Genomic DNA, 24,170 nt, shown 5'->3' with positions numbered 1-24,170 from the left:
TTCAATGGGTGTGTTCGGCGCTGGACTTGCCCAGCTCCGACTTCAGCACGAAGCTGTTGCCCGACGCATACCGCTCACCCGCCTGCAGGCCACTGACGATCTCGACATGGGTGGACGACGACCGGCCCACCGTGACCGGCCGCGCGCGCAGGGCGTCGCCATCGACCACGAACACCGACGGCTTGTCGTCCACCGTCTGGATCGCGGCGACTTCGACGGCAACCGGTGCCGTGACCCGATCGACCAGCGCACGCACCGTCACGAACAGGCCCGGCCGCCAGGCCATATCCGGATTGGCCAGCGTGACGCGGGCCGTGGCCGTGCGAGTCTGTTGGCCCAGCAGCGACCCGATATAGGACACCCTGCCGGCGGCCTGGGCGTTGAACGCCGCGGCGTGGATGCTGGCCTGCTGTCCTACCCGCACCCGTCCCAGGTCCTGGGCCGAGACGACAAACTCAGCCCAGACCGAGCGCAGGTCGGACAGCGTGAAAACCGTGGCGTTGTCGGCCACCGCCTCGCCCAGCGAAATATGCTTTTCGACGATGACGCCGTCGAAAGGCGCACGCAGCTCGTACTGGTTCAGTTGGGCGCCGCCACGTTGCGCGCCGATGGCAGCCAGCTTTTCCGTCGCGTTGCGCACCGCAATCTGCGATTCCTGCAGCGCCGTGGTGGCCTGAAGGTAGTCCTGCTCGGCCGAGATCTTTTCTTCGAACAGGGTCTTTTCACGCTGATGCAGCCGCTGCGCCAGATCCAGCCGGCGTTGTGCGGCCTGCAGTTCGCTGCGCATGTCGGACACGCCTGGACTGGCGATCACGGCCAGCACCTCCCCTTCCTGACCTGCTGCCCGATGCTGGCCGGCACGCGTTCGACGACTCCCCCACGCGCGGCACCACGTGCGCGGTCATGTCGTCGTTGAATTTGATTTCGCCCGGGAATTCGGTGGCGTCCTGCACCGTGGCCGGACCGGCCGTGGCGATCGTGACGCCGGAGGCGGATAGCTGCGCCGGACTGAGCCTGACGGCGTCGCCGGCATGAGCGTCGGCAGCGGGCGCGCTGCTGCCCGGACCACCGCCGGGCTGGCCCGAACGCGGCGTTGCCGCGGCGGCGTCTGGCGCGGCCGCAGGCCTGCCCGACGGGGTGAGGGTCACCGCGTCACGTTCGCCTTGCACGGGGTTCGTCTGCGTGGCGGGCTCGTCATGTCCGTGATCATCGGGCCCGTCCTCATGGCCGTGGTCGCGTCCGCTGAACAGGATGGCGGCGCCCGCCAGGACGCCGACCAGGATCACGGCCGCCATGGCGGCCCGTTGTGTGTTTGAGATTGCCATGTAAGGTGTCCTTAGCGACCCAGAATGCGGTCTATGGTGGCGGCGGCCTGATAGGCGCTGGCCAGCTGGTCGAGATAGCGCGCACGGGCCTGGAACAGGGTGCGCTGGCTGTCGAGCACTTCAAGAAAACTGAACTTGCCGGCTTCGAAGCCGCGCGTGGCGGCGTCAAAAGCCTGCTGGGCGGCGGGCAGGATCGCCGTGCGCAAGGTGCTGGCCGACTCGCGCGACACCGTCAACGCGGCCGACGCGCGGCGCAATTCGAAGCCCAGCCGCGCGGCCAGTACCTGCTGCTGGTCACGCGCCTGATCGGCCCGGCTCAGCGCCTGGTACAGATTGCCTTGGTTGCGGTCGAACACCGGGATAGGAATCGACACGCCCACCAGGGCCTGCGTCAGGCCCAGTTCGTTATTGCGACGCGCCCCCACGTTGAAGGTCACGTCGGGATAGCGGCGCGTGCGTTCCACGTCGACCTGCGCGCGCAGGCGATCCAACTCCCGCTGGCTGGCGACCACGTCGGGCGAGTCGGCCAGCGCCTGCAGCAATGCCTCGACCGGCGGCCGCTCGGGCAGGTCATCGAGCACGCCCCCACGTCACCAAAGGCCGTGGGCGCGTTGCCCCACAAGGACACCAGGCCATCGCGCGCCACCTGTAGCGCGGCGCGGCCTTCCGCCAGCGCAAGTTCGGCATTGGCCTGCTCCACCCCTGCCTTGGTGGCGTCGACCGGAGAGATCTTGCCGGCCTCCACCCGCCGGCCCGCAATGCGTGAGCCCTGGCTGGCCAGGTCCACGGATGCCTGACTGAGGCGGATACGTTCCTGCGCGATCAGGATCGCAAAGAACGCGCCGATCACCTCGGCCCGCAATTGCGCCCGCGCCACGTTGAACTGCGCGCGCGCCAGATCGCGGCTCGCATCGGCCGCCGTCATCCGGGCGGCGCGCTTGCCGCCCAGCTCGATCGGCAGGCCGATCTGCGCGGTCGTGACGCGGCTCGCGTGGCGGGTGTCTTCCATCGACGTGCCCACTTCGGGATTGGGCCGCGTGGCAGCCTGGATCGCCTCGCCCTCGGCAATATCGATATCGCGGGCGGCGGCGGACAGGAAGAAGCTGCCAGCCGACGCCCGTTCAAGCGCCTGCGCAAGGGTCAGGGGTTCGGAAGGAATCAGGGGTACAGCGGCGGGCGCGGCGTTCTGCGTCGCAGCCGGCACCGAAGGCGCCAGTTGCGCGACCACTCGCGCAGGGAAAATCATGCAGGCCGCACACACGGGCGGCAACCACCAAGGCGTCATTCATCGCATCCAGAGTCAAAGACAGTCGGAAGCGAGACGAGGCGGATCAAGGGATCCGCGCCAGGGGCCGTCTATGCGCGGACGCGTGCTGACGAAGTCAGGCAGGCGCCGGGCAGGAGGACGTCGTCTCGCCGGTCAGGCGAGACGCAGCCAATTGGGGCGTTCGGGCTCGGCGACGCGGGCCGACATGGCGGTAAATGTCACGGCGGGCGGCGCATAAGGGCGTGCGGACGGGGCGGCGACGGCCGGCGCGATGGGGAGCACGCTGGGGCACGCGATCAGGTGGCAGATCATGCAGTCCTGGTCCGGGATCAGGGATCCGTCGGTCCGCTTGTCGGCGGGCGCGCGATGCTCATGCTCGTGATGGCCAAAGTGCGTGACCTTGGCCGCGCCGGCTTCGTGCTGGCAATACGCCGCCGCGCTTGCCCAGACGGACTGGAGCGGCAGCAGAACGATCATTAGCAGGAAAATGAAGCGGCGCATGGCGGGCATTATAGCCATGCGCCGCGGCAAGTAGATGACGACAGCGCGTTGCGCGATACCGCGCCGTAGCCCGCGCCAGGCGCGCGCGGCAAGCCCACGCACGACCGGGGGCCCGAATGGCAAAAAGGGCCTGCGCGGCGAACCGGCGGGCCCCTTGAGCAATCTGCGCTGCGCGGTGATCAGGCGCGGACACCGCCGCCTGCCACCCCGTTGTCGATCAGGTGCGCAGCGTACGAATGGTTTCGTCCAGCACCTGCGCCTGGTTCTGCAGGGATTCAGCCGATGCCACCGACTGCTGCACGGCCGCGGCCGATTCTTCGGCGTACTGGGCGATCTGCTCGACGCGGCTGGCGATCTGTTCCGATGCCGACTTCTGTTCCATGGCGGCGTTGGAGATATCGGCAATGACTTCCGCCGTACGGCTGGCCGCTTCCTGGATGCGGCTGAGGACCGTACCCGCCTGCCGCGCGCCGGCAGCCGACGCCTGCATGTCGGTATTGACCTCGCGCATGGCCTGCGCGGCGATCGTGGTCTGTTTCTGCACGGCGGCAATGACCGAGGCGATCTGCGCGGTGGACGTCTTGGTGCGTTCGGCCAGGCCGCGCACTTCGTCGGCCACGACCGAGAAGCCCCGGCCTTCTTCGCCCGCGCGGGCCGCTTCGATCGCGGCGTTCAGCGCCAGCAGGTTGGTCTGCTCGGCGATTTCCTGGATGGTCTTGACCACGGCGGAAATCTGGCGCGACGACGCTTCGAGTTCCTGCACGACTTCGGCCGAATTGGCGACGCGGTCGGCCATCTTCTCGATTTCGCCGACGGTCTGCCTGACCACCGCCGAGCCTTCTTCGGCCGCGGTGCTCGATGCCTTGGAAAAGCCGTTGGCTTCGCGGGTGCTGTCGGCGATCTGCGAGATCGATACGGTCAGCTGCTCGACGGCGGCGGCCACGCCGCTGGCGGCTTCGGACTGCACTTCGGTGCCGCGGCCGATCTGGTTCAGCGCCTGCAGCGTCTGCGTGGTGGCCACGGCCACTTGCGAACCCGTTGCGTTCATCTGCTGAGCCAGTTGCGCAATGCGCACGCGGGTGGCGTTGATGCGCTCGGCCATGATGTGGATTTCGTTGTTCGAGCCGGCCGGGCCGGTCGGCACGTCGCGCGTCAGGTCGCCTTCACCCAGGCGCGTCACGCCGGCCACCACGTCACGCACGGGGCGCAATGCGAACGACATGCGGGCGAACACCACCAGGCCGGTCAGGATGCCGCTGATCAGCAGCAGCGCGACGACCAGGCCGATCTGCTTGTACTGCGCCGCCAGGAAGTCCGATTTGGCGCCGGTGGCGGTCAATGTCCAGTTCCAGCTTGGGACGGTCTTGTAGGCAACGAACTGCGTGGCGTCGTCGGTGGTGAGCTTCGACTCGGAAAAGCCGGTGTCATGGTCGACCAGGTCCTGGAAGAACGGACGATCGGCCTCGGGCGTGTCGGACACCAGCTTGCCCTTGTAGGTGGGATGCACCAGGAATTCCGCGGTGCCGTTGGCGCCCGCGGTCAGCGCGTACATGTTGCCGAAGCCCGCAACGGTCGATTCTTCGATGTACTTGAGCGTGGAAGCGACGTCGTCGGACAGGTCGACCTGCAGCGTCAGCCCGCCGAAGATCTTGCCGTTGTCGTCCTTGAGCGGACGCACGTGCATTGCGTACCAGCGGCCGCCCCGGTAAACGATGTTGGTTGCGGCGACCGTCGTGTCCAGCGTCTTGACGATGAAGTCGTCGTTTGCCACGGCCGCGCCCGTCAGGGGCTGGCCATCGGCGCCGCGCTGCATCGTGGCCGCGCGGATCCACTGGTTGTTGTGGCGCACGATCAGTTCGGGGTCGGCGCCCGTGTAGCTGCGCATCCGCTGCAGCACCGAAGTGTTCCCGTTCAGGATGGTTTCGCCCGCGCGCACCGTGACGACTTCGCCGGCGCTGCCGGTTTCGGTCATGGTGCCATCGGGGGACGGCAATTCACCCAGCATGCGCTGGAACACCAGCAACTGGCGTTCGACGCGCAGGCGGGTGGATTCGAACGACGACACCAGGCTGGTGCTGACGGAATCGAGCGACGCCATCATTTCGCGTTCGACGGCTTGCTTTGCGGCGCGGACGCCCTGCACGGCCACCACGACGGCGGTCACCCCTGAAATGATTGCGCTCAGTGACAGAGCCAATACCAAGACTTGCTTGGCCAGCGAACGCTGACCAAGGCTGAAAGACGACGCCATCGTTTCCCACCCCACGTTATTGTCGGACGCTCCGGATTGCCTGGAACGGCCTGATCATCAGGGCCGTGGGAATCACGCGAACGAGTGTGAGCACCTTTACGGCAGGATCAGGAGAGAATTGAGGAATTTATTACGTCTGGTGTGAGCAAGCCCTTACCGACCCGTTCCAGAAGCAGATCCGCCATTGCGCGTGCAGCCGGTGACAGGTCCCGATCGGCGCGCCAGACCAGCCCGATCGGCCGGCGGATCACCGGGTCCACCAGGTCGCGCTGCACCAGACCCGCCTGGGCGACCACCGCGGCAGCCACCGACGGCAGCGCCGCGACGCCGCATCCAGCCATCACCATGGCCGCCACCGTCATCAGGTGATCCACCTCGTAGGCGGGTGCGAATTGCACGCCGTGCTGCAAGGCGGCAGCCGCCACGTACTGCCGCACGCTGGTCGGATGCGACATGGACACGTGCGGGTAGGCCAGGCAGGACGGAAAAGGAATGGGCGCATCGCCCGCCAGCGGATGCCCGCGCGGCATCAGCAGCACGAACCGGTCCTCGGTCAGTGATTGGTAGGTCAGATCGGCGTAGGCGGGGTCGGCGGCGGTCAGCGCGAAGTCGACCTCCCCCGCTGTACCAGTGCGAACGCCGGGGCGGACAGGGTATCGATCAGCCGCAGCCGGATGTCCGGGTAGCGGGCGCCATAGGCCGCGAACAGGGCGGGCATCAGCTTGGCCGCGAACGATGGCAACGCGGCAACCGCCACCGACCCGCTGCGCAATTGCGACATGTCGCGCACCACGGCGACGGCGGCGTCGAAGCGCGCCAGCACCTCGGTGGCGTCGGCCTCGAACCGGGCGCCTGCCGCCGTGAGGCTGACCTTGCGTGTCGTGCGCTGAAACAGCCGCGCGTCCAGCGCCGCCTCGATCCTCAGCACGATGGACGACACCGCCGACTGCGACAGATGCAGCTGGATCGCGGCCTGGCTGAAGCTGAGCGTGCCTGCAACGGCGAGCAACGTGCGCAGGTCGTGGGTCGACAGGTCCGCTTTCATCGATTTATCTTGAATTTCGATCAATATATCAAAAAGGAGCGCTTAACCGATAAGCCGTGCGCGCATAGACTGGCGGCCTGCCTAGAAGGGAGCACACTTTTATGTTGATGTATCCGTCCCAGTCCCGGGCCGTCGTCGTTGGCGGCGGCACCATGGGCAACGATGTTGCCGCAGTGCTGGCCCGCGCCAGTTGCCCCACGATCCTTGTCGAGTCGTCCGCCGCCCGGCGCGAGGCGCTGCCCGGTACCCTGGCCGCCGCGCTCGATACCCATGCGGCGCAGGCCCGCCTGGTGTCGATCGTGGCCGACCTGGACGACATCGACTGGTCGGGCGTCGACCTGGTCATCGAATGCATTCCGGAACGCGTCGACATCAAGCAGGCACTGTTCGCCCGCCTGGAACGGCTGGCACGTCCCGACTGCGTGTTGACCAGCAACAGTTCCAGCTTCCCGATCAGCGCAATTGCCGAGGGCCTGAGCACCGGCGGCCGCATGCTGGGCCTCCATTTCTTCATGCCCGCGCACCTGGTGCCGCTGGTCGAAGTGGTGATGGGGGGCGCCAGCGAACTCGCCAACGCACAGGCCCTGTGCGACTTCATGCGCCGCTGCGCCATGGTGCCGGTGCTGGTCAGGAAAGACCTGCCGGGCTTCCTGGCCAATCGCCTGCAGCACGCCCTGTCGCGCGAAGCCTTCGACATGATCGACCAGGGCATTGCATCGCCCGAAGACGTGGATGCGGCCGTGCGTTTTGGCTTCGGCTTCCGTTTTCTGGCGGCCGGTCCGGTCATGCAGCGCGACCATGCCGGTATCGAGGTGCACTGCGCCGCCGGCGCGACCATGTACCCCACCCTGAACAACTCACCGCTGCCGGCCAAGGCCTTGAGCGACCGGGTGGCCGCCGGGCATCTGGGCATGAAGACCGGCCAGGGTTTCTATACCTGGACGCCAGAGACGATCGCCGCCGAACGCAAGCGCTACGATGACCTGCTCAAGGCCGGCCTGACGCTGCTGGCCAAGGAACTGCCGCCACTCCAACCGGGACCTGACCATGATTGATGCCGCTACCGCCTTTGCCGAACCGCTGATCCTGACCGTCGCGCCCAACGGCGCCTACAAGAAACGGGCTGACCATGGCGCATTGCCGGTCACCCCCGAGCACCTGGCCGACACCGCCAAACGGTGCCTGGACGCGGGCGCCGCCATGATCCACATGCACGTGCGCGCCGACGATGAACGGCACAGCCTGGACCCGGCCGCCTACCGGTTGGCGACCGACACCGTGCGCCGCGCGGTCGGAAAGGAACTGGTCATCCAGATCACCACTGAAGCCGCACAGGTCTATGCGCCCGACGAGCAGGTCGCCTCGGTCATGGCGGTGTCGCCCGAAGCCGTGTCGGTGGGCCTGCGCGAAGTCGCGGTCGGACCGGAAGCGGATGCCCGGGTCGCCCGGCTGTTCAGCTGGCTGGCACGGGAACGCATCATGACCCAGGTCATTCTGTACGACACCGCCGACGTGGCGCAGTGGCAGTCCTACCGGCAGCGCGGCGTCGTGCCCGAAGCTCCCTGGTTCCTGCTGTTCGTGCTGGGCCGCTACACGGCGGGCCAGACGTCGCTGCCGGCGGACCTGCTGCCGTTCCTGGCCGCCGACGATCGCACCTACCCCTGGGCCATGTGCGCGTTCGGCAAGCATGAACATGCGTGCGCCGCCGCGGCGGCCGCGCTGGGCGGACATGCGCGGGTCGGCTTCGAAAACAATCTGTATCTGAAGGATGGCAGCATCGCCCCCGATAACGCCGCGCTGGTGAGGCAGGCCGCGCAGGCGGGACTGGACTGTGGCCGGCGGTTGGCGACGGCCGATGACGTGCGGCGGCGGTTTGGTTGATTCCCGCAAGTAGTTTGAAGCAGGAAGGACGGCGTCCGCACGGGGCGCCGTTTGAGGACGCGACCGGATCCCCGCCGGCGCTTGCGTCACGACAAGACGAATCAGAAAACACACCACGCGCTGACTGAAAGCGCAGGAGACACCCCAATGTTGAAGAAGACCCTGCTGGCGCTGGCCTGCGCCGCTACCCTGCCCGCTGCCATGATGCCTGCCGCCGCGATCGCGGCGGATGCCTACCCTTCCAGACCCATCCGTTTCATCGTGCCCTACCCGCCTGGTGGCCCGACCGACCTGATGGCACGGCTGCTGCAGGTGTCGATGCAGAAGCAGCTGGGCGTGTCGGTGGTAGTCGAAAACAAGGCTGGTGCCGGGGGCAACATCGGATCCGACCAGGTTGCCAAATCCGAGCCTGATGGCCACACCCTGCTGCTGGCTGCGAGTGGCCCGATGGCCGTGAACCCCACGCTATACAAGGCCTTGCCCTTCAACCCGGTCAAGGACTTTGCGCCCGTTGTGCAGATCTCCGCCTTCCCCATGGTGCTGGAGGTCAATCCCAACGTGGTCAAGGCGACCGACCTGAAGTCCTTCATTGCGGCAGCCAAGGCCAGGCCGGAACTGTTCAGTTTCGCGTCCGCCGGCAGCGGCACGCCGCAGCACCTGGCCGGTGAAATGTTCAATCGCGCTGCCGGCACCACCATGCAGCACATCCCCTACAAGGGTGCGGGTCCGGCGCTGAATGATCTGGTCGGTGGGCAAGTGCCGGTCATGCTGGACATCGTGGGCAGCTCGCTGCAATACATCAAGGCTGGACGGCTGCGGCCGATTGCGGTCACGACCGCCCAGCGCAGCGCGGCCTTGCCTGACGTGCCGACACTGGCCGAATCCGGCCTGCCCGGCTTCGACATGTCGGGGTGGCATGGCATTGCGGTGGCCGCGGGCACGCCACGCCCTATCGTTGACCGACTCAACCAGGTGGTCAATACCGCCTTTGCCGACCCGGAACTACGGGCGCGGTGGGAAGCCTTGGGCACCCCTGCCGTGGGTGGCACGCCGGAACAATTCGAAAAATTGATCCGGTCCGAAAACATACGGTTGGGTGACGTGGTGAAAGCATCGGGCGCCACGGCGGACTGACCGCGTCGGTGTGCGGCATCGCCCCAGGAGCAGCGCCTTGCTGCGCCGGGGCTCACCCGTATTGGCCTGTCCGGCCCGTCAGTGCGCCGCCTTGACCCGATGCAGCACCGTCAGCAAGGTCAGGCTGGCGCCCAGCACCAGCGCCATCGCCCCGAATGCGCCCTGCACGCCCAGCGCTTCCGACACCGCGCCGACCAGCAGATAACCGAAAGGCATGGTGCCGTTATAGGCCATGCCATACATACCCACCAGCGCTCCCCGCACAGAGTCCGGGCAACGCCGCTGGATGGTCGCGTTGGTCGACGTGGCGCTGAAGGTCAGGCTGAAGCCCAGCGCAAAGAACGCGAAGGCGGTCAACGCGGCATGCCCGGCCAGGGCCAGCACGGCGAGCGCCACCCCAGCGATCCACGGCGCCACACTCAGGTAACGCTGCGTCATCATCGACCCGATCGCTGACGACAGAATCACCGCCGCGCTCAAGGACCCTACGCCGGCCGCTGCAAAGAACACGCCTGTATAAGTAGCGGCATCGTGGAACACGCGGTCCGCGATGAGCGGCACCAGCGTCTGGTAACTGCCCGCGAACAAGCCCATGCACGCCAGGATCGACAGGTACTTGGCGGTAAACGGATCGTCCAGAATGTAGGCGAACGCCGCGCGCAAACCGCCCCGGCTGTCACCCTTCTTGGTCATGCGCGGCTGGATCACCATGGACCGCACGCACCAGGCCATCACGCACAGCGCCACCGCAAAGGTGGCGAACGCGAAGGGGGACCCAGCGTGGGATACAGCACGGCCGCGATCGTCGGGCCCACCATGCGGCCGACGTTGTAGACCATGGTGTTCATGGCCACCGCATTCGGCAGCAAGGCCGCGTCTTCCAGGCAGGACACCAGCAACACCTGCCGCGCGGGCGATTCGATCGACGTCAGCACCCCGATCACAATCGCGTGCGCCAGAATCAACGGCAGGGTCAACACGCCAAACGCCGACAGCACCGCCAGGCTGCACGCCACCGCCAGCGAGGTGTACAACACCGCCAACGTCGTGCGCCGCGCGTTATGCGACGAGATCCGCGCCCCCGCGATCGGCGCAATCACCAGTTGCGGCCCATACAGCAGGAAGTTCAGCAAAGCCAGCACCGCGCCCGACCCCGACAGGTGGTAGACCACCAGGTTCAGCGTCACGTTCTGCGTCCAGCTGCCCAGCACCGACACCACCTGCCCGGTCAGATAACGCCTAAGAGTAGGCTCGGACAGGGCAGGAAAAATGCGTTGCAGCGAAAGCGACATGATGAACGGCAGGAAGGGCGGCAGACCGTAACTCTACCCGATCACCCCCGCACAGCCCGCCGAGCCAGGCCACCCGCACACGTCTGGATACACCGGGAGCGGCCAGTGCCGCGCGGGCGGGAAGCGCGATACGCCAAGGACGCCTAACCCCAGAGCACAGCGAATCTGGCTTCGCCAGTCCGCCAGTGCCGCCCCTGGGGAGGCGCGCAGCGCCAAGGGGGGCTCCACCTTTCGCCCCTGGGGAAGGCACGCAGCGCCAAGTGGGGGCTTAACCTAGGACACCGCCGATCCGGCTTCGCCGGTCGGCCGGTGTCGCCCCTGGGGAGGCGCGCAGCGCCAAGGGGGATAGATGTATTGTCCCAGCGACATCATCAGCGCGCAGGCGGCCAGCAACGCCACGCACAGCGCCGACAGTGCCGTTGCATACCCACCCGTCTTGTCGAACGCCAGACCCATGACGTAAGGCCCTGCCCCCGACCCCAGCATGAACGCCGCGAACAGATAGCCGTACAGCTCGCCAAAGCTCTTCAGGCCCAGATACCGCGACAACAGGAAGGCGATCAGATCCACCTCGGCGCCCAGACCCAGGCCCACCAGCACCACCGACAACGCGGCGTATTGCGGCGGCAGGTTGGCCAGCAGCATGCCGATGCCGACCAGCGGAATCGCAAAGAAGAACGCCGCCACATACGGTGCAAAGATCCGGTCCAGCAGATAACCGGCCAGCAAGCGCCCGCCAATCAACGCCGCGCCGGCAAACGCCATGGCCGTGGTGGCCACACCTGGCGCAATGCCGCGATCGACAAGCAGCGGCACCACGTGGGCGATGGTGCCATTGGTGGCCAGCGCCACCGCAAAGAAGGCCAGCGCCAGCTTCCAGAACATGCCTGACCGCAAGGCTTCACGACCCGTCGCACCCGGCAGGGCTGCCGCCGCCGTACCCGCCACCGGACGCATCTGGTCCGGCTCACGCACCGCCAGCGACACCGCCGTCACGCCCACCACCAGCGTCAATGCCGCCAGTCCAAGATAGGCGCCCTTCCAGCCGAACGCCGTCAACAAGGCCTGCGCATACTGCGGCACCAGCGCCGCGCCCAGCCCAACCCCAGCCATGGCGACACCCAGGGCCAGCCCACGTTTGTCGTCGAACCACGCCGCAATCGCCTTGGCATAAGGCAACGGCGTCTGCCCTGCCGCGGCAATGCCCATCAGGGCGTAGATGATCATGAACTTGGCCGGCGTATCCGCGAACAAAGCCAACGATGCCGTCGCCGCGGCGAACAGCACAATGGCCGGCAGGGTCACGGCCCGTATGCCGAACCGGTCAATCAAACGCCCCGCTACCGGCACGAACAACGCCGTCATCGTCAACCCGATCACCAACGCCAGCGACGTCGTCGACCGCTCCCATCCAAACGCCTTCGTCACCGGCAGCAGGAACACGCCGAAGGTGAATTGCATGATCGGCCCATTGCCGACAAACAGCCCAAACACCGACCCCACCACCACCCACCAGCGATTCCTGATCTTCATGTCATCCTCCTTCGTGGCGCAGCCACGGTTCTTGTCCTCAGCGGGCAGCCTCTACGTCCACCTCGCCATGTAGTTTTGCCCCCCAAGAGTCGCCATGCGCCTCCCCCAGGGGCGACGCTGGCGGACTGGCAAAGCCAGATCCGCTGCGTCCTTGCATCGATACCACCAACACCCTCGTGCATCTGAACGACGCGCGCACGGACTCAGCGGATCTGGCTGACCCAGTCCACCTGGCCTCCATTCACAAGAGGGGCCGCACTCTAAGCCCCCCGTCTTAAGCAACACGAGACAACGCACCACACCCACCAGGGCACCGCGGATCCGGCTTTGCCCGTCCGCCGTTGCCGCCCCTGGGGGTGGCGCGCAGCGCCTAGGGGGCTAGCGGCCAAGCTTAAAAGCTTGGCCGCGTTCTCGTGGCCGATCTTCTTGCGGTCGGCTTCACTGATGCTGGCCGACGCGAACCAGTCCGCTGCGTGGTCGATGTTCTCGAACGGCCAGTCGGTGGAGAACAGGATGCGGTCGGCGCCGATCTCGAGGATCGCGTCGATCAGCGTCTGCGTGCGGAAATTGCCCGACGTGGTCAAGTAGAAGTTCTCGTTGAAATAATCAACGATCTTGCGCTTGGCCGGATACTTCGGCGTCGTCTTGACCCAAGCATTGCGATGGTCGATGCGCCACATGCTGTACGGCAGTCCTTCGCCCATGTGACCCAGGATGATGCGCAGATCGGGATACGCATCGAACAGGCCCGATCCCATCAGGCGCAGCGCGTGCACGGCCGTTTCTTGCCCAAAGGCCCAGGTCGGCCCCATCAGCCAGGGGTGGCCGTCATAGATGGCGCAGTCTTTCGGCAGGGGGTTGCGCGGGTGCAGGTAGAACGGCACGTCCAGCGACTGGACCTTTTCCCAGAACGGCCAGTACTGCTTCAGGTCGTAGTACACGGCGTGATCGGGGTTCTCGACCTGCGAAAAGCCGTTGACCAACGCGCCGACAAAACCCAGATCGCGCACGCACCGTTCCAACTCATTGGCGGCCAGTTCCGGCGATTGCATGGGCAGTGCGGCAAAGCCGCGAAAGCGCGTCGGCTGGCGCACGATCTGCTCGGCCAGGAAATCGTTGGCGCGCTGCGCGACTTCCGATGCCTGCTTGGTGTCGGGAATGGCCTGCACCGCCGGCGCATTCAAGGAAAGGATCATCGTTTCGATCTGGTATTCATCCATCAGGCGCAGGCGGCGGTCCTGGATGTCCAGCAGGCGCGAACGCAGTTCCGGCCAATCCTTGTCCGGCACGAAGCCGGCCGAATCCATCAATGTCTCTTCCGTGGCGAAGTGTTCTTCTAGCGCAATTTTTCCGGTCATCTCGGATCCTTGTCGAATGGATAAAGCGGTGGGTGCGGGTCACTGCGTCATGCGTGGCAATGCACCGGGTCCAGCGTGGCACATCGGATAGCTCCGGCCGTCGCGCGGCCAGGTTTCAATGCGGGGTAGCGAAGCGTCAATACTGGCCGCGTGGCGTCAGGCCCAGGGCCATCTGCCCGTACATCGTGCCGACGGCATCCCAGTTCATGCTGATATGGCGGCTGACGGCATTCACGTCGCGCCACGCGCGTTGCACCGGGTTGGACAGGTTCAACCCCAGGCCACCGGTCGATGCGTTCAACGCTTCCGCCGCACGCAGCGCAAGCGCCACTGCGAACGACTGCCCGCGCCGGCTCAGGATGCGATCTTCCACCGTGACCGTTTCATCGGCCAGCGTTTTTGTCGTCACGCGGCGCAGATCGCGCAGCAGGATTTCCTGGGCGGCATCGGTGCTTGCCGCGGCATCGGCCACGCGCAGTTGAATGGTCGGGAATTCCGCCATCTTCTGATGCCCACCGGCCACGGCGCCGCGCGTGACCCGGCTCCCGGTCGCTTCCAGATAGTCATCCAGCGCACCGGCCGCGGCGCCCACGGCGACGGAGGCCAGGCACGACGGAATCACCGTCAGCATCGGGACACGAAAGGCCAGGTCGTCGGCGTAGTGGCCCGCTCCAGGCGTGTTGCCCGAGGTGCTTTGCGCAAAGGTCAGCACCCGATGCGCCGGCACGAATACGTCGGTCAGTTCCAGTGTCTTGCTGCCCGTGCCGCCCAGGCCGACCACATCCCACGTTTCTAGGATCGTGTAGTCCGCGGCGGGCACCAGCAAGAAGGCGGGCTCCAGGCCCTCGCCCGACAGCGCAGGGATCATTGCCGCGCACAGCGCCCAGTCGGCGTTTTCACAGCCGCTGCTGAAGCTCCAGTTGCCGGTCAGCCGATAGCCGCCCGCTTCGACGCCGGCCTTGGCAGCAGGCGCATACGAACCGCACAGCAAGGCGTCGGGGTTGTCTCCCCACACGTCGCGCTGGGCCTGCTCCGGAAAGCTGGCGGCCAGCCATTGATGGGCCGACAGCAGGCCCGCCACCCAGGCTGTCGATGCGCAGCTGCGCGCCAGGCGCAGATTGGCCTCGACCAGCACGTCAAAGTGTTCCTGATGGCCGCCAAACGCACGTGGCTTCACGATGTCGAAATAACCGATGTCGCGCAGCGCCTGCATGTGCGCATCGGGCACCTGGCCATCCCGTTCGGTCTGCCGTGCGGCGGCCTTGATCTGCGGGGATAAAGCGTCAATGCCGCGCAGCAATGCGGCCTTGTCGAAGGCGGTGTGCGGCGGCGCGTCCAGGACGGCATGCTCCACGAAACTGTTCATGGTCGACTCCTTGATGGTGTGTTTGGAATGCGCCCCATCCGTGCGTGAGGCGAGAGGACGTGAGGGCAAGCCGGCGATCAGCGCGCCGCGACCGGCGTGGACCGGCAGTAGGTGGCGTTGCGGTACAGCAAGGGGGACGTGTTGTCGGCAAGCTGGACGTCGTGCACCGCGCCGATGAAGATGGTGTGGGTGCCGAAGGGCACGACCACCTGCTTGCGGCAGAAAATGCGGGCCTGGGCGCTGGTCAGGTATTTGATGCCGGCATCGGTCTCGGACCAGTCGCCGGTCAGGAAGCGATCCGCGGGCGGCACGCCGCCGCTGAAGGCGTTGGACAGGTCGATGTGGTCTTCCGACAGTACGTTCACGCAGAAGCCATCGGTGGACGACATGATGTCGTGCAACAGGGTCTTCTGATGGATGCAGACCAGCAGGGCCGCGGGGTCGAGCGACACGGACGAGACGGCGGTGGCGGTCATGCCATGCCCGCGTTCCCGGTCACCAGCGGTCACGATGGTGACCGTGGATGCAATGCCGCGCATGGCCAGGCGAAAGTCGCGCTGGACGGTGTCCTGATCGGCAACATCGTGCGTCAGTGCTTGGGCAGTCATGTGTCTTCCTCCATGGGGTTTCGTGAACCCGGGTCTCTGTGAACCGTGCACAAAGTTTCACACACAACTGTTGCGTTTGCAATTGTTGTACAGTCGATTCCACTCCTTTTCCGCTCGGGGTTTTCCCACCCCGGGTCACCCCGAAGACACCCATGTATCGACTGACCAACTCGTTCCCCTACCTGCTCAACCGCGTGGGTGTGCGCATCGGTGAACTGTTCACCGAACGTCTGAAACCGTACGACGTAACCCTGCCGATGTACCGGGTGCTGGCATCTTTATGGGAACGCGGCGACCAGCGGCTCAATGAATTGAGCAAGGCCACGGTCATGGAAGTGTCGACGCTGTCGCGGCTGATCGGGACGATGGAAACGCGCGGGTATGTGACGCGGCACCGCCTGGATGACAACGCGCGGGTGGTGGCGATCAATCTGACGGCGGACGGACGCGCCCTGGCCGAAGAACTGATCCCGCTTGCGATTCAGTTCGAGGAAGTGGCGATCCACAGCTTCGGCAAGGCCGAAGTGCTGCGCCTGAAGTCCGCCATGGAAGCGGTGTACGAACACCTGAACGCGCTCGATCCCGAAGCGCTGCAGGTGCCGGTCAGCAAACGCGCCGGGCGGCGCGCGGCGCGCTGATGTTTTTCATGCCCGAACCGTCGGCGGGCTTGGCGGCGCACGTCCTTGCACGGATCGCGCGAACCTAGCGGTCTGCGGATCCAGGGGCCGTGTCTTCTGGATACAGCACTTCCAGCACATGGCTGGGCGTGAAGGGTTGCTGCCAGACGCGCTGGCCCGTGGGACGCAAGGCATCATTCACGGCGCACCAGATGGCGCCTACCGCGCCCACCGTGCCGGCTTCGCCAATGCCCTTGGCGCCCAGCAGGGTGGCGCGCTCGGGTGTGCTGACATGGGATACGTGGATATCTGGCATTTCGGAAGCCATGGGCACCAGATAGTCAGCCAACGATGCGTTCGTCAACTGGCCGGTGTCGTCATAGACGCAGTGTTCATACAGCGCGGCGCCGATGCCCTGCACCACTCCGCCGCGCACCTGCTCATCGGCCAGCAGCGGGTTGATGACACGGCCGCAGTCTTCCACCACCCAGAAGTCCAGCACGCGGATGACGCCGGTGTCGATATCGACTTCGACCTGCGCGGCCTGCACACCGTTGGCCATGAAGTACGGTTTGTCGGCGGGGGCGAAGGACCTTTCCACGGTCAAGGGCGGAAGCGGATGCAGCGCGGTCGCCGACGAATCGTAATGCGCGGCGGTCGCTACCTGGCGCAGGCTGCGCACGGGCTGGCCGGCGTCATCGATGATGCTGTCCCCGGCAATGCCGAGCCCGTTGACATCCACGCCGATCAAAGATGCCGCAATCGCCAGAACGTTGGCGCGCAGCTCGGCCGCCGCCAGGCGCGCCGCTTCGCCTGCCAGCGCGATGCCTCGGGATGCCCACGCGCCGCCGCCCAAGGGATCGGTGGCCGTGTCGCCGCTGGTGACGAGCACTTCGTCCAGCGCGACACCCAACGTTGACGCGATGACTTGCGCGATGCCCGTACGCACCCCTGCCCCTGGTCGGTGGCGCTGGTGCGGCAGGTGATGCGGCCCGACGGCGTCAGGCTGAGCCGCACGCTTTCCTTGCCTGCGATCCGGATGCCGGCTGGCCCATACAGGCGCGACCCCACGCCGGTCATTTCGACAAAGGTGCACAGGCCGATGCCGCGATACACGCCCTTTTCGCGCCAGTGCGCCTGGTCCGTGCGCAAGCGCGCATAGCTCATCTGTTCTTCGATACGGTTCAGGCACGCATCCAGCGACAGCGGCCCCACGGCCATCCCGGTCGCGCTCAGATGCGGCTTGCCATCATCCGGCACGCACGACAGATGATTGCGGCGGCGGATCTCCAGGGGTCGATGCCAGCCGCGGCCGCGGCATGATCCAGCAACTGTTCAACGACCGCGCTGGCAATCGGTTGACCCACCGCGCGGTACGCGCCGGTCGGCACCTTGTTCAGGTAGGCGCCCCGCACCCGCCCGCGCACCGCCGGCAAGCGGTAGGCGCAGCCGCACAGGTCGAGCGCCTGCAATGCCTCGCCCAGGCTGCTGCGCGGATAGATGGAACACGCGCCGAATGAAAAGAGCGCGTCCACTTCCAGCGCGGCAATCGTGCCATCGTCATGGATCGCGAGTCGGGCATCGACCCGCGCGTCACGCGCATGCACGTCGCTCAGAAAAGATTCCAGACGGTCGGGCTGGAATGTGAGCGGTCGGCCGAGCAGCACGGCCATCGCCACCACCGCCATCTCGTCCGCATAGGCATGCAGCTTGATGCCAAAGGCGCCCCCACGTCGGGGCACACCACACGCACCTGTTCCACGGGCAATGCCAGTTGCCGGGCAAAGATTTCCTGCATCTGGAACGGCGCCTGATGGGAGGTGTGCACGGTCAGTTCGCCCACCCGCGCATCGAAGGACGCCAGAATGCCGCGCGGTTCCAGCGTGACCCCGGTCTGGCGGCCAAACATGAAGCGTTGCGTGACCACATGCGCGGCCCCGGCAAACGCACTGTCGGCATCGCCGACATCGATGCGCCGATCGAGCGCCAGATTGCTCGCCAGGTCCGGATGACACGGCAAAGCGCGGTCTTGCAGCGCCGCGCCGGGATCCACCATGGCGTCGACCGGTGACCAATCGATCATGACCTGTTCCAGCGCGTCCTCGGCCTGGGCCCGGGTCTCGGCCACCACCGCCACGACGGCCTCGCCCTGCCAGTACGCTTCGCCGACCGCCATCGGATGTTGCGGTGGACTGTGATGCGTGGGCAGCGTGGCAAACGCGGTCTGCCACGGCGCGCACACGGCAAGCAGATCCTGGCCGGTCAACACGGCGGCCACACCGGGGCACGCGCGGGCAGCCTCCAGGTCCAGGACGTCGAACGTGGCCCGCGCGAACGGACTGCGCAGGAAGGCGACCTGCAACATGCCAGCCATGTCGATGTCGTCCAGATAACGCCCCTGCCCGGCCACGAACCGCCGGGCTTCCGGCCGGGTGGGCGATGCGCCAGGCCATGCCGCAGCCGTCAGATCACTCATGATGCGGTCTCGCCATGGCGTGCCAAGGCTGCGGTTTCTATCGCGTCGACGATAGCCTGATACCCGTGCAGCGGCAGTAATTGCCAGAGATCGCATCCCGAATCACAGCGCGGCTGGGACAGGTTTCGTGCAACAGCAATTCCGCCCCGGTCATCAGCATCCCCGGTGTGCAATAGCCGCACTGCAATGCGTTGCGCTCGACGAAGGCGGACTGCAGCGCGGCGATCTCGCCCGTGGCGGTCAATCCTTCGATCGTGTCGACCGCGGCGCCATCGGCCTGCACGGCCAGCATCAGGCACCCACGTACCACCACGCCATCGACCCGCACGTTGCACGCGCCGCACACCCCATGCTCGCACCCTACGTGCGCGCCCGTCAGCCCAAGGTCGTGGCGCAGCATGTCCACCAGGTTGCGCCGGACCGGCACGCGCAGCTGGCGCGTCTGTCCGTTGACCATGACAACGATGTTGGCGTGCTTATCCATGCAGGGCTCCATCAGGGGACAACATGGCCGTCAGTACACGGCGGATCAGGGCCGCGGCTTGCCGGCGCTTGACGGCCGGGCCGCCGAACATATTGGTGTCCGGGTCGAGCGAGGCCGCGGCGGCCGAAGCAATGGCATCGCCCAGCGCGGCGGACCACGCCTGCCCGTCCGCAAGCGCGGCGGCGTCGCGGCAAACGACGGGCATGGTGTCGGTACCGAATACGACCAGACGCAGATCGGCGATGCGGTCTGGCGCACCGCGCGCCGTTGCCGCGACACCCACCATGGCAAAATCGCCGTGACGCCGGCTGAGTTCATCGAAGCCCACCCGTTGATCGGCCGGCCGACACGGAATGCGGACCTCGATCAGCAGTTCATCATCGCGGCGCGCGGTTTCATAGAGACCAAAGAAAAATTCCCGCGCCGGCACGCCGCGCGTTCCGGACTGGCTCTGCAGCACCAGCGTGGCGTCGAGCGCGATCGCGCAGGCAGGCATTTCGGCGGAGGGATCGGCCAGGGCCAGACTGCCGCAGGTCGTGCCGCGATTGCGGATCGCCGGATGCGCGACATGGCGCATGGCCGCCGTGATCAGCGGCGCGTGCAGGGCTACCAGCGGCGATCGCGCCACCTCGGCATGACGCGCCAGGGCACCAATACGCAGGTAACTGCCGTCGTCGGCCAGACCAATACCGCGCAAGGCGTCGATCCGGTTGATGTCGACAAGCAATGCCGGCGCGGACAGCCGCAGATTGAGCGTCGCCATCAGACTCTGCCCGCCCGCAAGAATGCGGGCGTCATCGCGATGCTCAGCCAGCAGCGCACAGACCGCATCGACACTGGCAGGACGGCAATAGGCAAAGTCTGGCGCTTTCATGGCTTCCCAGGCTCCGTCCTACTTGAGCGCACAGGCGCTGTAGTAGGCATCCTTGTGATCCTTCAAGGGCGTGGCGATGAGCTTGCCGCGGATCTGACCATCGTCCTTGACCATTTCGAACGCGTAGTAATCCTGGATGGGCAGGTTGTTGGCGTTGAATCTGAACGGCCCGCGCACCGACTTGAACTCGGTCCCGGCGGCCTTGACCGCGGCCACGAAGGCCGGCTTGTCGGTGACCTTGCCATTGACCTTGCGCACTGCCACGTCGAGCAGATTGGCGGCGTCGTAGCCGGTGGCCGCATACGCACTGGGCACGCGCTGGTACTTTGCGATGAAGGTTTTCACGAAGCGGGCGTTCTCGGCGTTTTCCAGCGTCGCATCCCACATATTGCCGCTGACCACGCCTACCGCCGATTCGCGCAGCGCGGGCAGATTGGCGCCGTCCACCGTAAAGGTCGAATACACCGGCAGCTTGCCGACCATGCCTGACTGGCTCAATTGCTTGGTGAAGTTGACGCCCATGCCGCCGGTATAGAACATGAAGAGCGCGTCGGCCTTGCTGCTTTGCAGCTGCGTGATCTCGGCCGAGTAATCCGCCTGGTTGACCTGGGTGTAGACCTCTGCGGCCACGGCGCCCTTGTAGAAGCGTTTGAAGCCCGCCAGCATGTCCTTGCCCGCCTGGTAGTTCGGCGCCATCAAGTACACGTTCTTGTAGCCCTTTTCGTGCATCAGCTTGCCGATGGCCTCGCCAAACCCGTCGTTCTGGAACGATACCGAAAACACATTCGCCGCGCATTGACTTCCCGCCATCGGAGACGGACCCGCACTGGTCGCAATGGCCGGCACGCCCGACTCCGACAAGCGGCGCAGCGTCGCCATCAGCACGTTCGAGTACCCGAGACCGACGATCGCATCCACCCGGTCACGCTCCAGGAACTTGCGCACGATCTGTACGCCGATCTCGGGCTTGAGCTGATCGTCTTCCTTGATCACGGTCGTCGCCTGTCCACCCAGCTTGCCGCCCATCTGTTCCAGGGCCAGCGCAAATCCGTCCGCCTGATCCTGCCCGACCACCGCCTGGGGTCCCGACAGTGGACCCGAAAAGCCGATCCTGACGTCGGCATGCGCCGCGCCACCTGCCGCCAGCGCGCCAAGCAGCGCGCACGCGGTCTTCACCCTGCGATGGGAATTCATAAGGTCGTCCTGTCAGTCGTGGGTCGGTCGGGGGCCCGGCAAAGGTTACGTGGCGGCTGCCGCGTGACCTTCGAAATGGGCCAGGAACTTGCCAAAGAATTCGTCTGCCATCTTGCGGGCGGAGCTGTCGACGAGCCGCGCGCCAAGCTGCGCAAGCTTGCCGCCGATCTGGGCGTGGACGGTGTAGGACAGCAGGGTTCCGGCGCCTTCGGGGGCCAGTGATACGGCGGCCTGTCCTTTGGCGAACCCGGCGACGCCGCCCTGCCCTTCGAAACGGATGACATACGACAAGGGTTCGACGATGTCGGACAGCGACATGCGGCCCTTGAAGCGCGCGCTGACCGGGCCGACCCTGACGGCCATGGCCACGTCGTAGGTGTCGGGACCGACACGCTCGATGTGCTCGCAGCCGGCAATGCAGGACCTGAGTGTGCCAGGGTCATTGAGCGCGTCCCAGACCGCGTCTTGGGGGGCGGGGATCAGACGGGTACTGGACATGTCCATTCGGTGACTCCGTTAGCGCACGACTGAAAACCGAACCTCATTCTCTATTCCGCAAAAATGAATGTCAAGTTTTTTTGGCCTGCCGGAATCGGGTCATTCAAGGAGCGCTTACTGGCATGTCCACGCACCATGTTCATACGTTCCGGCACCACTTCAATGCCGGTTGCCGCACCAAGTCAGGACGTTTCAAAAACGAATGTCGATTGCTATTCATAAGGGAGCGCGGTCAGCATCCGGAATGGCTGCGCCGGGTCACCGTGCTACGATCGTCCGCAGATTCCAACCGGATGTCCATTCAAGCACCGTGGCACAAGTCAAGAAAAGCGGCATGCGCGAGGCGATCCTGCAGGCTGCCTTCGACCTGTTCTCGCGCAAGGGCTACACCACTACCACCATGGCCGAGATCGCGCGTACCTCGAACATGACCGTGGCCAACCTGTATGTGTACTTCGATTCCAAGCTGCTGATCCTGCACGAGCTGTACCGCCCGTGGCTGGATACCCAGCTGCAGGCGCTGGCCGAATCGGTGCGCAAGTTCCGGTCGCCGCAGGCGCGGCTGCGCCGTCTGTTCATTGGGTTATGGGGCGACATTCCCGCGGCCGATCATTGCTTTGCAAACGCACTGATCGAAGCGCTGGCGGTATCGCCGATCGGCGCGGGCAAGTCCAACACGCTGCTGGCCGATGTCGAAGCCGTGCTGGGTGACTTGATTGCGGAATGCCTGCCGGAAGGCGCCGGAGGCGCGGCGCGCAACCCGCTGCTGTCGCACGTGGTGTGGATGGCCTTCGATGGGTTCGTGATCAACACCCGCATCGGCGACGTGCGCGACATCGAACAGGTGGCGGAGCTGATGACCACGCTGCTGCTTGCGGAATCGGGCGCACCGGGCGCGCTGCCACCCGGGGCAAGCACCGCTGCGGGCAAAGGTCAGGCCGCGCTGACTTGAAAGACAGGAGCGTGCGCCGTGTTGAAGCGGCATCGTGCAGGAACGTGGTGAAGACGCCTGCCGCTCACGGCGCTCTTTCTGAGACGACCGCGTTCACGGCCTGGATCAGCCGGTCAAGATCATCCGGCCCGATCGTCAACGCTGGCGTCAGGTACACGATGCGCCCGAACGGCCGCACCCATACGCCCTGATCGATCAGACGCTGCTTGAGCCGGGTCATGTCGTTGATGCAGGTCAGTTCCACCACGCCAATGGCGCCCAGCGTGCGCACGTCCTTGACCCAGGGCAGGTGCTTGCAGAGCGCCAGGCCGTCCCGCAAGGCCGCGCCGATCGCCGCGGCCTGCGCCAGGCGCGGTTCCCGTTCGAACAGATCCAGTGACGCATGCGCCGCCGCGCAGGCCAGCGCATTGCCCATGAACGTGGGCCCGTGCATCAGGGCATGGCTCGGGTCTATGGAAAGGAAAGCGTTGAAGACGCGTTCGCTTGCCACCGTGGCGGCCAGCGGCAACGTTGCCGCCGGTCAGGGCCTTGGACAGGGTGATGATGTCAGGCTTGACCCCGGCCTGCTCGAATGCAAACAGACTGCCCGTCCGTCCAAAGCCAGTAAAGATTTCATCGAAGATCAGCAGCACGCCGTGCCGGTCGGCCAGCGTGCGCAGCCGTTGCAGCACGATGGGCGGGTGCAGCAGCATGCCGCCCGCGCCCTGCACCAGCGGCTCCACCAGAATGCCTGCAAGGTGATCGGCATGCCGCGCCAGATGGGCGTCCAGCGCCGCCATCGACGCATCATCCACCGGCAATGCCGCCACATCGTGCACCGCGAGCAGTCCCTTGAACAAGGCGTGCATGCCGTCATCCGGATCGCAGACCGCCATGGTCCCGAAGGTGTCGCCGTGATAGCTGCCCTTGAACACCAGGAAGCGCGAGCGGTCCCGCTCGCCGCGATTGAGCCAGTACTGCATCGCCATCTTCATGGCGACCTCGACCGCAACCGACCCCGATTCCGTGAAGAACACACGGTCCAGACCGGGCCCCAGCAAGGCCGCCAGCCGCTGCGCCAGGTGCAGGGCCGGCTCGTGCGTCAGCCCGCCGAACATGACGTGCGGCATCACCTCCAGTTGCGCGCGGATGGCATCGGCAATGTGCGGGTGGTTGTAGCCATGGCAGGCCGTCCACCATGACGCAATGCCATCCACCAGGCTGCGGCCATCCGCCAGTTCGATACGCGTGCCTGACGTGCGCACCACCGGCAAGGGCGGCGCGGCAGTATGCATTTGCGTGTACGGCAGCCAGATGTGGCGGCTGCCATCTTCGATCCAGGCGGGGGAACGCGTCATGGGTACGTCCGGGAAACAGGTAGAACAAACAGGGACCTGAGTGTAGCCATGTCGGCGCGCGCAGGGGCGGCGTCCCTTACACTTCGGCCTTGGCGTCAGGAAGTGCCGACGTTGGCGTCGTTCGGTCGCCGCTGCCTTGCCTGCCGCCACGTTCCCTTGCCACGCCTTTCCTTGCCA

18 protein-coding genes and 6 pseudogenes are annotated in these 24,170 nt (G+C 66.0%); 5 read left to right on the top strand and 19 right to left on the bottom strand.

Annotated features, from left to right (window positions below):
- Position 1: 1 nt before the first annotated feature.
- The 7 genes and pseudogenes from ACNANG_RS16440 to ACNANG_RS16410 form a co-directional block, all read right to left on the bottom strand.
- Positions 2–823, bottom strand: coding sequence for an efflux RND transporter periplasmic adaptor subunit (locus ACNANG_RS16440; RefSeq protein ID WP_420223880.1), 822 nt, complete (start codon positions 821–823; stop codon positions 2–4).
- Complete coding sequence (locus tag ACNANG_RS16435; RefSeq protein WP_420223879.1) at positions 723–1,325, bottom strand: hypothetical protein; 603 nt, start codon at positions 1,323–1,325, stop codon at positions 723–725. The genes ACNANG_RS16440 and ACNANG_RS16435 overlap by 101 nt, the downstream gene beginning before the upstream one ends.
- 11 nt (positions 1,326–1,336) lie before the next feature.
- The gene (locus tag ACNANG_RS16430; RefSeq protein ID WP_420223878.1) at positions 1,337–1,837 is read right to left on the bottom strand and encodes a TolC family protein; all 501 of its coding nucleotides are present in this window, start codon (positions 1,835–1,837) and stop codon (positions 1,337–1,339) included.
- Positions 1,759–2,610: a TolC family protein gene (locus ACNANG_RS16425; RefSeq protein WP_420223877.1), complete on the bottom strand. Its 852-nt coding sequence runs from the start codon at positions 2,608–2,610 to the stop codon at positions 1,759–1,761. The genes ACNANG_RS16430 and ACNANG_RS16425 overlap by 79 nt, the downstream gene beginning before the upstream one ends.
- Before the next feature lie 135 nt (positions 2,611–2,745).
- Entirely contained in the window at positions 2,746–3,111 is a 366-nt protein-coding gene (czcI, locus tag ACNANG_RS16420; RefSeq protein ID WP_420223876.1) for a cation efflux protein, CzcI family, read from the bottom strand.
- A gap of 199 nt (positions 3,112–3,310) precedes the next feature.
- Positions 3,311–5,344, bottom strand: a complete 2,034-nt coding sequence (locus ACNANG_RS16415) for a methyl-accepting chemotaxis protein (RefSeq protein WP_420223875.1) — start codon at positions 5,342–5,344, stop codon at positions 3,311–3,313.
- 107 nt (positions 5,345–5,451) lie between these two features.
- Positions 5,452–6,389, bottom strand: a pseudogene (locus ACNANG_RS16410) (LysR family transcriptional regulator).
- A gap of 101 nt (positions 6,390–6,490) precedes the next feature.
- Between ACNANG_RS16410 and ACNANG_RS16405 the strand changes: the two are divergent.
- The 3 genes from ACNANG_RS16405 to ACNANG_RS16395 all read left to right on the top strand — a co-directional run bounded on the left by ACNANG_RS16405 (position 6,491) and on the right by ACNANG_RS16395 (position 9,404).
- Positions 6,491–7,444: a 3-hydroxyacyl-CoA dehydrogenase family protein gene (locus ACNANG_RS16405; protein ID WP_420223874.1), complete on the top strand. Its 954-nt coding sequence runs from the start codon at positions 6,491–6,493 to the stop codon at positions 7,442–7,444.
- Positions 7,437–8,270: a 3-keto-5-aminohexanoate cleavage protein gene (locus ACNANG_RS16400; protein ID WP_420223873.1), complete on the top strand. Its 834-nt coding sequence runs from the start codon at positions 7,437–7,439 to the stop codon at positions 8,268–8,270. The genes ACNANG_RS16405 and ACNANG_RS16400 overlap by 8 nt, the downstream gene beginning before the upstream one ends.
- A gap of 147 nt (positions 8,271–8,417) precedes the next feature.
- Positions 8,418–9,404, top strand: a complete 987-nt coding sequence (locus ACNANG_RS16395) for a Bug family tripartite tricarboxylate transporter substrate binding protein (protein ID WP_420223872.1) — start codon at positions 8,418–8,420, stop codon at positions 9,402–9,404.
- 78 nt (positions 9,405–9,482) lie between these two features.
- Here ACNANG_RS16395 and ACNANG_RS16390 read toward each other — a convergent pair.
- The 5 genes and pseudogenes from ACNANG_RS16390 to ACNANG_RS16370 form a co-directional block, all read right to left on the bottom strand.
- Positions 9,483–10,696, bottom strand: a pseudogene (locus ACNANG_RS16390) (MFS transporter).
- 273 nt (positions 10,697–10,969) lie between these two features.
- The gene (locus tag ACNANG_RS16385; protein WP_420223871.1) at positions 10,970–12,229 is read right to left on the bottom strand and encodes an MFS transporter; all 1,260 of its coding nucleotides are present in this window, start codon (positions 12,227–12,229) and stop codon (positions 10,970–10,972) included.
- A 386-nt stretch (positions 12,230–12,615) separates the two neighbouring features.
- Positions 12,616–13,587 (bottom strand): annotated as a pseudogene (gene tsdA / locus ACNANG_RS16380) (gamma-resorcylate decarboxylase); the annotation flags it as partial.
- 136 nt (positions 13,588–13,723) lie between these two features.
- Positions 13,724–14,953, bottom strand: a complete 1,230-nt coding sequence (locus ACNANG_RS16375; RefSeq protein WP_420223870.1) for an acyl-CoA dehydrogenase family protein — start codon at positions 14,951–14,953, stop codon at positions 13,724–13,726.
- Positions 14,954–15,030: 77 nt separating this feature from the next.
- Positions 15,031–15,561 carry a flavin reductase family protein gene (locus tag ACNANG_RS16370; RefSeq protein ID WP_420223869.1) on the bottom strand — a complete coding sequence of 177 codons (531 nt, stop codon included), beginning with the start codon at positions 15,559–15,561 and terminating at the stop codon, positions 15,031–15,033.
- Positions 15,562–15,713: 152 nt separating this feature from the next.
- Between ACNANG_RS16370 and ACNANG_RS16365 the strand changes: the two genes are divergently transcribed.
- Positions 15,714–16,199 (top strand): MarR family winged helix-turn-helix transcriptional regulator, encoded by a 486-nt coding sequence (locus ACNANG_RS16365; RefSeq protein ID WP_420223868.1) that lies wholly within the window; start codon positions 15,714–15,716, stop codon positions 16,197–16,199.
- Between the two features lie 64 nt (positions 16,200–16,263).
- Here the strand turns inward: ACNANG_RS16365 and ACNANG_RS16360 are convergent.
- The 6 genes and pseudogenes from ACNANG_RS16360 to ACNANG_RS16335 form a co-directional block, all read right to left on the bottom strand.
- Positions 16,264–17,345, bottom strand: a pseudogene (locus ACNANG_RS16360) (xanthine dehydrogenase family protein molybdopterin-binding subunit).
- Between the two features lie 65 nt (positions 17,346–17,410).
- Positions 17,411–18,543 (bottom strand): annotated as a pseudogene (locus tag ACNANG_RS16355) (xanthine dehydrogenase family protein molybdopterin-binding subunit).
- 148 nt (positions 18,544–18,691) lie between these two features.
- A complete protein-coding gene (locus ACNANG_RS16350) occupies positions 18,692–19,138 on the bottom strand; it encodes a (2Fe-2S)-binding protein (protein ID WP_420223867.1) in 447 nt (148 codons plus the stop codon).
- The gene (locus tag ACNANG_RS16345) at positions 19,131–20,012 is read right to left on the bottom strand and encodes an FAD binding domain-containing protein (RefSeq protein ID WP_420223866.1); all 882 of its coding nucleotides are present in this window, start codon (positions 20,010–20,012) and stop codon (positions 19,131–19,133) included. Before ACNANG_RS16345 ends, ACNANG_RS16350 begins: the two co-directional genes overlap by 8 nt.
- Positions 20,013–20,030: 18 nt before the next feature.
- Positions 20,031–21,206, bottom strand: coding sequence for an ABC transporter substrate-binding protein (locus ACNANG_RS16340; RefSeq protein ID WP_420223865.1), 1,176 nt, complete (start codon positions 21,204–21,206; stop codon positions 20,031–20,033).
- Between the two features lie 45 nt (positions 21,207–21,251).
- Positions 21,252–21,704 (bottom strand): CoxG family protein, encoded by a 453-nt coding sequence (locus ACNANG_RS16335; protein WP_420223864.1) that lies wholly within the window; start codon positions 21,702–21,704, stop codon positions 21,252–21,254.
- Positions 21,705–22,038: 334 nt separating this feature from the next.
- On the opposite strand from ACNANG_RS16335, the gene ACNANG_RS16330 reads away from it, so the two are divergent.
- Positions 22,039–22,656, top strand: a complete 618-nt coding sequence (locus ACNANG_RS16330) for a TetR/AcrR family transcriptional regulator (protein WP_420223863.1) — start codon at positions 22,039–22,041, stop codon at positions 22,654–22,656.
- A 64-nt stretch (positions 22,657–22,720) separates the two neighbouring features.
- Here ACNANG_RS16330 and ACNANG_RS16325 read toward each other — a convergent pair.
- Positions 22,721–23,993: pseudogene (locus ACNANG_RS16325) on the bottom strand (adenosylmethionine--8-amino-7-oxononanoate transaminase).
- Positions 23,994–24,170: the final 177 nt, after the last annotated feature.

This window comes from Pigmentiphaga litoralis (assembly GCF_048632615.1).
Lineage (GTDB): Bacteria > Pseudomonadota > Gammaproteobacteria > Burkholderiales > Burkholderiaceae_B > Pigmentiphaga > Pigmentiphaga litoralis_B.
The sequence above is the reverse complement of the archived record's forward strand: the minus strand, read 5'-3'. Positions and strand labels throughout refer to the sequence as shown.